The following is a 7,755-nucleotide window of genomic DNA, read 5'->3' on the forward strand; positions in this document are numbered from 1 at the left end:
CTCTATCTCCTTTAATGTTTGTAAATATACTAAATTCAATATATTAGTGAAATTACCTTTTTTCTACTTTAATTAAATTTTTGAGGATGCTATAAAGATGTTTGAAAAACAAAAGAATCAAATCATAACTTTTATAGAGAATGAGGGATTTCCAGTTCCGATTGGATTTACTGAATCTGATCTTAATAAAGGTACAGAAAGATTGTTCACTGACATCTTTTGCTTAAATTATTTACATATAATGACTTTACACGGTTTGCTAGGTCACTCCACTTCATTAGGTGTTTCTGTCAGAGAGGACTTAAGATTTTTTTATGACTCGTGCGTTAACGATGGGAAAAGGATGTATCATCAAACAATTGATTTATTGCTTGAAAAAGGAAGTTTTCAGAGAGACCCTTTATTTTATCCTGCTGAAAACCCTGAATATGTTTCCAACAAAGATTTTGCAGATGGAATTTTCGGAAAGGGGAGAATGTTAGCCGCGACAGAAATCATAAGTATTTCTTTAAACCTAAAAAAAAGTATAATGGCAAAAACTCTTGCAATTGCATTCAGTCAAGTCACACAAACAAAAGAAGTTAGAAAATTTTTAGAGTATGCTGAAAAAATAGCTGATCAACAAATAAAAGATTTTTCAAAAATTATGCAAACGGATAATTTACCAGTTCCTAAGTCGTGGGAAACTGAAGTTACAACTTCAAAAGCATCTCCTTTTTCCGATAAGTTAATGTTGTATCATACCGGTTTCTTATTCCAAGCTGCACAAGCGTATCACGGGACAGGTTTAGCATCTGCAATGCGAACAGACCTTGTATCTACTTACGAAAGCACCATTATACAAAATCTTATGCTTACTAAAAAGTGGTTTAATCTTATGGTGCAAAATAAATGGTTAGAACAACCTCCACTTGCACCTAATAGAAAAGAAATTGCAAAAGAAAAATAACTAAAAATGTCCTTCCCTATCGGTCGGGCATTTTAATTTTTAGGAAAAGCATTCTTCCACTAACCTGCCAGTTCGTATTATAAGGTTAACCAGAATGCTAAATACTTCCGGTTGACCAAGCGAAGCTGTGATACTGCATGGAGGATTAGGGGTTACTGGCAAATTACTAATTTAGGAGGAGATTTTAGAATGAATCCAGTCAATGGTCTGGATATTTCAAAAGGTGAAAGTCAAGTTCAGGCATTTTTAGATAAAGGCAAACCATACCGCAAGAGTTTTAAAGTTACTCATACTATAGAAGGTCTTGAATTACTTGTAGACTTTCTGGAGGTGGTTAAGAGAGAAACTGGCAAGAAACCTCCTATTGTTCTAGAAGCAACAGGACATTATCATTCTTCTGTTGTTCAATACTTGGAGGACCGTGGGTATTTATTGATCATCATTAATCCATTGATTTCTTATAAGACTAAAAGTTCAAGTCTTCGAAAAGTAAAGACAGATGCGATAGATGCTTACCTTCTCTGCGAACTGTTTTATAAGGAGGATTTAGAGCCATATAAGAAGCGTGGTGTGCAGCTATTAAACCTTCGGAATCTTACAAGACAGCACGAAAATATTACTGGTGTATTGATTCAAACAAAGCTTCAATTTCAAGCGATTCTGGACCAGGTCTTCCCTGAATACAGAGGGGTTTTTGGTGACTTATATTCGGTAGTATCACTATTAACTCTTTCAGAGTTTCCCTCATCTGAAGATATTTTAGAGGCAAGTGTTGAAACCATAGCTGACAAAATCGCTCAATTATGTAAAAGCCGTTCATACAGATGGGCTAATGATAAAGCTATTCAACTCAAAGCTGCCGCAGACCGAAATCCGTTTGAAAAGACTTTGTATCAAAGCCATATTTTGAGTCTTGGTATGTATATAAACATCATTCTTCAATACAAAGAGCACCTATCCACATTAGAGCTGGAGATAGATGCCCTCGCAAAAGAAGTTGATGAATATAATATTATCAAATCTATCCCTGGTATCGGAGAAAAGATCGCGGCAACGATCATTTCAGAAATTGGGGAGATAGATCGATTTACTGATCCTAAAACGACTTTCCAAGATATAGCTTAAAGCCTAAATTAAACTAAATAGTACAGAACCTCCCAAAAACAGACTAAAGGAAGGTTATTTATTGAAAAATATTGACAAACTATTAGCTGGTTTAGTGAAACAAGAAAAACTGCCATATTGACAGCTTGATCTTTAGGTCTAGCACCCGTTAGCCATCCATGAATCGCAAAAATCAGCACTTCACCACAAAGAATGAAAATGTATTGAATCAGTCCATACTGCTTCTAAGGCTGGGAGAGGAAGGTCGATCAACTATGGTGCCTTAGAGCCCATCCGTTAGTCTGACTCCAACGACCACGGTGCACCACAAACTGTCGCTCCCTTACGGGAAGCACTCATGGTAGATTAATCTTAATTCTGATTGTTGCACCAGCCTCCAATTTTCAAGCCTAGAAAGGAAGATTTCAATGGATGTAATCATTGAAAGAGCATGTGGATTAGATGTCCATAAAGACAATATCACTGCTTGTATTATGACTTCTGAAGGAAAGGAGATTCAAACATTTTCTACTAAAACAGTTTTTCTAATAAAGCTATTGGACTGGATTAAGGAGAATAATTGTACTCATGTGGCTATGGAAAGCACCAGTGTTTATTGGAAACCAATTGTTAACTTATTAGAGTCCGAGGAAATCGAGTTTTTAGTGGTGAATGCCCAACATATGAAGTCCCTTCCGGGACGTAAAACGGATGTTAAAGATGCGGAATGGATAGCTCAACTTCTTCGCCATGGACTCCTGAAAGCAAGTTTCATACCTGATCGGAATCAACGAGAACTCCGAGAACTTGTACGCTATCGTCGAAGTATTATTGAAGAACGAGCTAGACAGCATAATAGAATTCAAAAGGTTCTAGAAGGTGCTAATATCAAACTAGGTTCGGTTGTTTCTGATATCATGGGCGTTTCATCAAAGGATATGCTTCGGGCAATTGCCGATGGTGAAGATGATCCTGAGAAACTAGCGAACTTCGCTCGTCGAACAATGAAACGAAAAAAAGAAGAACTTGAATTGGCACTTCAGGGCTACATTAACCCTCACCAACGCTTAATGTTAAAAACGATTTTATCTCACATTGATTTTCTTTCTGAGCAAATTGAAATGTTAGATCAAGAGATAGCTCAAAGAGTAAGCTCTTATCAGGATGATATAGAAAGACTTGATTCAATTCCTGGTATCGCCACAAGAATGGCTGAACAAATCTTAGCTGAAATTGGTACAGATGTTGGAAATCAATTCCCGACTGCCGCACATTTATGCTCATGGGCAGCCTTAGTCCCCGGACACAATGAGAGCGCGGGTAAAAGGAAATCTAGTAGATCTAAAAAGGGAAATAAGTATTTAAGATCTGCTTTAACAGAAGCAGCTCAATCAGTAAGAGGGTCAAAAAACTATCTGGGTGCACTGTATAGACGCACAGCTGGAAGAAAAGGAAAGAAAAAGGCAGCAATTGTAGTCGCCCATGCGATGTTGCGAATCGCATATTACCTTCTAACCCGAAAAGAAATGTATGTCGACCTAGGCGAAGATTATTTCGATAAACAAAGACAAGTCTCTATTGTACGCCATTCGGTTCGAAGATTAGAAAACTTAGGCTATACTGTGACAATTTCCGAAGCATCCTAATCCACTATTTGTAATCCATAAACATCTCTTGATCATGCGCCTCACTCTTTTTTTTTAAATGAATGAGCTGCGTCTATTTAAGTATTGCCTTTTTACCGAAGTTACAGAAGTTAATTTTCATGGTAGTTGAAGAACGATTATTCAAAAAAACCTTCAGATAAAACAATTCTGAAGGGTTTCATTTTATTTTTGATTCGGCTTAAACTTATTTATTTTAGGGGGCATCGGAGTTTTAATAAGTTTAGTTAGGAGCTTTTGTTTGAAGCAGCTTAATCCCCATGCCAATAAAGATTACTCCAGTTATTTTGTTTAATACCATTCCAATTTTCTGGTTTCCTCTTAGTTTATTTGTTACATATGAAGAAAAATACGCAACAAATAAACACCATAACAACCCAGTTGTTGTAAAAGTTAGTCCTAGAATTAAAAAAGGAATCGGTCCAGAAGTCTGTGTATCTATAAATTGTGGAAGGAACGAAAGAAAAAATAACGATACTTTAGGATTTGTTAGACTCGTTAAAATACCTTGCGCATATACTTTGCGAATATTTAACTTATCGACTTCAGGTGCCAGAAACGCCGCATTTGATTTATCTAATAGCATGCGTATTCCTAAGTATACTAAATAGATAACACCTAAAATCTTAATCGTATTAAATAAGAAAACGGATTTTAACAGTATAATGGATAATCCAAACGCAACGAACAGTGTATGAATTAATGAGCCTGTAATGATTCCAAAAACGGAACATACTCCAGCTGTTCTCCCTTGAGAAATACTTCTTCCTACGATATACATCGTGTCTGTACCTGGAATTAAATTCAACAAAATTCCTGTAATTAAAAATACTTCATAATGAATGATACCATACATATTTATGCACCCTTTCTTTTTCAAGGTGCCCTTATTGATATTATAGGATCATGAAAGGTTTGGAAAGATTTTTATCTTATTTTACAAAAAAATTTTTAAAAAATTGATGAAACAGTTAATTTTTTTATTGAACTAAACTGCCCCGTTACTTGAATAAGAAAAAAGCGATCCTTCGTTATGGAAGCATCGCAGATGTCATTATTCCTCGGTTGGTTTTTCATTTTTATAAAATTCTTTTGGCTTTTCCAATTCTTCCTGATGGCGATTCGTCCAGCTGTTTACAAAACTCGGTAGTGGGTTCTCTTCTTTCTGTTGTTTCCTCTTGTTTAGCCATTCCCGAATCCGTCTACGCAACCTTGACCGTTTCTTCAACGTTTCCCCCCCAATCACCTTCATATTTTCCCTTCGGCAATCCAACGGGTTTCCATTCTGTGTTTCACAAGTGGTGTATGTTTTAATTTTAACAGGTTAGTGGCAATAAAGACAAAAGCTATTTACCTATGGTTACAGCATTGGCAGAGAAAAAAGCGGAAGTATCTGTTCCGCCGCTCCTTGCCGGCCTTATTTTTTTATAATGACGATGCACTTTCCCTATTCGTAATTCAACTATTACCATTTTTCCTGTAGGTTTTATACTCGGCAGCCTATATGAAAAAATAGATTCTTCAACTAACCCGCCCCGTGTGCACAATAAGAAAAACTGCCAAAATGATAGCCTTGATCTTCAACTCTTGCACCCGTTTGTTTAATAAGGGAACCTTATTTCTTGATTTTTTCGGCTCGTTTATTATCTTGACTTGCTAAACGATTTTACCAATTTTTTCATAACATTTTGCTCTTAGTTTAAATAGTGCGATTTCATTTTTATTAAATTCTAACGCAGTAGTGTAGTATTTAATTGCTAAATTAAATTTATCTTGGGATTTGAATAAATCAGCAATGTTCCTGTATGGAATTGTTGAGTTAGCTTTAAGCTTAATAGATTTCTTTAGGTCAGAAAATTCTTCATCCTTTTTACCTATTTCCGCATATGCAAGCCCTCTATTATTTAGTGCTATAGGTTCATTGGGGTTGTTATTTAAGTATTCAGTTAAGTAATCTATAACATCTTCATATTCCTCAATCTCATCATACATAAGCATTAAGTAATATCGATCAGGCAGTTCGTTTTCCAAAAATACACCCCCAATATATCCTTCCTTTAAAACTCCAATTGGAAAGAAATTTGGAAAGCGAATACCGTTTTTGGTTACAAATATAACCCAAACATTCATTCTTTTAGTCAAATCAATACCCCCGGCTTCTCTGTAAATCTCTTATAAATTCGCTGTGTTTTCTTAATTCACCTTCTTAAGCTAACCTGCCCAGTTAGCACAAAAAGAAAATGAGATCGCCGCAGCCATCCCATTCTTAACTCTTGCACCCGTTACCTTAATAAGGTTTAAGGTTTGGCTAGTGTTAATATTTATTCATAACTGTAGAATGATATTAAACCCATAAAAAGAAAAAGAACTAAAAGGACCTGAAGACAAAGCCCTACAATGCTGTATACTTTACCTGCAATAGCTAATCCTTTTCCCTGTTGGTTTGACCTTTCAATCTCATTCAAACTTTTAGAGGAAATTAAAATACCAATAATGGCAAAAATCAAGCCTAAATAAGGAATATATTGATTTCTTATTTGTTGAGTATTCCAAATTTATTACCTCCAATTTCTCTTTTATCGATTTTTATTCTTCTCCCCTCAAAACTTTCCTTATTCAGTTAACCCGCCCGTTAGTGGAACAAAAAAAGCGATTGCTCTTATTGAACAAAACCAGCTAATAGGAGTCAATAGTTTTTTATTAAAAATAAGAATCTGTCGTGATATACTAAAAAACGACACGCCAAATAACCCTCCATTTACTATTTGGAAGGTTTTTCTTTAGCTGTTTTTTCCTGTGGATTAAGCCAAATCTAGGAATTGCTCATTTCTTTTTAGTATTGCATAAATCCAGTGTAATAGTTTATTAACACAAGCTATCATAGCCACTTTTGAAGGCTTTCCTTCATTTCTTTTTCGGTCATAATACTCTTTGAGCTTTTTGTTTCTTGAGCTTCTAATTCCACAAAGGACAGCCATATACAAAGCGTGTCTTAACCGGCTAGAACCTCGTTTGGTAATATGATTAATTGTTGCAGTAAACTTTCCTGATGAATGGACACTTGGATCTATTCCGGCGTACGCCACAAGTTTTTTAGGGTGATTAAACCGATCAATTTCACCGATTTCGGAAATAATCGTTGCAGCGATTTTTTCTCCTATTCCGGGAATTGATTGGATAATCTTACATTCTTCAATTTCTTCAGCCAGGACATCTATCTGCGTCTCCAAGTTGGATAGATGGTCCTGGTATTGAAGCAACATAGTAATATACATATCCAAACTAAACAATTGGCTTTCATAAACTCCTTTATGGAAGGGATTCCGCTCTGCCGACTCTAATAATTTAACTACTTTTTCCCTAATCCAACTTCTAGATCTTTTAATATTCATTTCTTCTATTCGATCTATAATCTCAGCTACCCCAGTTAAAATAACATCTTCCGATGTTGGAAATTCCTTTAATAATTTTAGGGAAACCTTCGAAAATAAATCGCCAAATACTCCTCTATATTCAGGAAATACTTGATCAAGTATAGTGTGGAACTGAAGTTTTGTCTGAACGTAAAGATTCGTTACTGTTTCGTATTGTCTGGATAGTGTTCGCAGGTTTAAGAATCTTTCCCCTCTTTTCTTGTACGGTTCAAATTCTTCTTTGTAATAAAGAATACAAAGGTGATAAGCATCGACTGCATCGGTCTTTACCTTTCTAAGGCTTGTTTTTTTTGCCTGATATGAAATGATTGGATTAACCAGGATATATAAATATTGATATTCCTCTAAGCATTGAATAATTGGCGTATGATAGTGTCCTGTGGACTCAAGAATAACTGCTGGTTTAACCCCAGATTTTCTCTTTAATTCTTTTAGAAACGAAATGAAAGAATCTAAACCTTCCTTTGTATGACTAACACTAAAACTCTTTCCAAACGGTTTATCTTTGTCTAAAAAGGCTTGAGCTTCACTTTCCCCTTTGGCTACATCCAGGCCAACGACTGGATTCATTATTTATCTCTCCCTCAGTTTTAGTCACCAGTTA

6 protein-coding genes and 2 pseudogenes are annotated in these 7,755 nt (G+C 35.6%); 3 read left to right on the forward strand and 5 right to left on the reverse strand.

Annotation, left to right across the window (positions count from 1 at the left end):
* Nucleotides 1-76: 76 nt before the first annotated feature.
* From V7161_RS20705 to V7161_RS20715, 3 genes and pseudogenes are all read left to right on the forward strand, one after another.
* A pseudogene (locus V7161_RS20705) lies at nt 77-949 on the forward strand (DUF3231 family protein); the annotation flags it as partial.
* 189 nt (nt 950-1,138) lie between these two features.
* Nucleotides 1,139-2,050, forward strand: a pseudogene (locus tag V7161_RS20710) (IS110 family transposase); the annotation flags it as partial.
* Between the two features lie 431 nt (nt 2,051-2,481).
* Entirely contained in the window at nt 2,482-3,699 is a 1,218-nt protein-coding gene (locus V7161_RS20715; RefSeq protein ID WP_335714772.1) for an IS110 family transposase, read from the forward strand.
* A 241-nt stretch (nt 3,700-3,940) separates the two neighbouring features.
* On the opposite strand, the gene V7161_RS20720 is transcribed toward V7161_RS20715, so the two are convergent.
* The 5 genes from V7161_RS20720 to V7161_RS20740 all read right to left on the reverse strand — a co-directional run bounded on the left by V7161_RS20720 (nt 3,941) and on the right by V7161_RS20740 (nt 7,721).
* Nucleotides 3,941-4,573, reverse strand: coding sequence for a LysE family translocator (locus V7161_RS20720; protein ID WP_335714773.1), 633 nt, complete (start codon nt 4,571-4,573; stop codon nt 3,941-3,943).
* Between the two features lie 198 nt (nt 4,574-4,771).
* A complete protein-coding gene (locus V7161_RS20725) occupies nt 4,772-4,945 on the reverse strand; it encodes a hypothetical protein (protein ID WP_289984067.1) in 174 nt (57 codons plus the stop codon).
* Nucleotides 4,946-5,373: 428 nt separating this feature from the next.
* Nucleotides 5,374-5,859, reverse strand: a complete 486-nt coding sequence (locus tag V7161_RS20730; RefSeq protein ID WP_335714774.1) for a tetratricopeptide repeat protein — start codon at nt 5,857-5,859, stop codon at nt 5,374-5,376.
* Between the two features lie 179 nt (nt 5,860-6,038).
* Nucleotides 6,039-6,224, reverse strand: coding sequence for a DUF4190 domain-containing protein (locus V7161_RS20735; RefSeq protein WP_335714775.1), 186 nt, complete (start codon nt 6,222-6,224; stop codon nt 6,039-6,041).
* Between the two features lie 294 nt (nt 6,225-6,518).
* The gene (locus V7161_RS20740) at nt 6,519-7,721 is read right to left on the reverse strand and encodes an IS110 family transposase (protein ID WP_335714776.1); all 1,203 of its coding nucleotides are present in this window, start codon (nt 7,719-7,721) and stop codon (nt 6,519-6,521) included.
* Between the last annotated feature and the right edge of the window lie 34 nt (nt 7,722-7,755).

Source organism: Neobacillus drentensis, assembly GCF_036965425.1.
GTDB lineage: Bacteria > Bacillota > Bacilli > Bacillales > Cytobacillaceae > Neobacillus > Neobacillus drentensis_F.

What these genes read in the sequence shown, in the direction of transcription:
- V7161_RS20715 (WP_335714772.1), top strand. Translation starts at nt 2,482, where the DNA reads ATGGATGTAATCATTGAAAGAGCATGTGGATTAGATGTCCATAAAGAC.
- V7161_RS20720 (WP_335714773.1), bottom strand. Translation starts at nt 4,573, where the DNA reads ATGTATGGTATCATTCATTATGAAGTATTTTTAATTACAGGAATTTTG.
- V7161_RS20740 (WP_335714776.1), bottom strand. Translation starts at nt 7,721, where the DNA reads ATGAATCCAGTCGTTGGCCTGGATGTAGCCAAAGGGGAAAGTGAAGCT.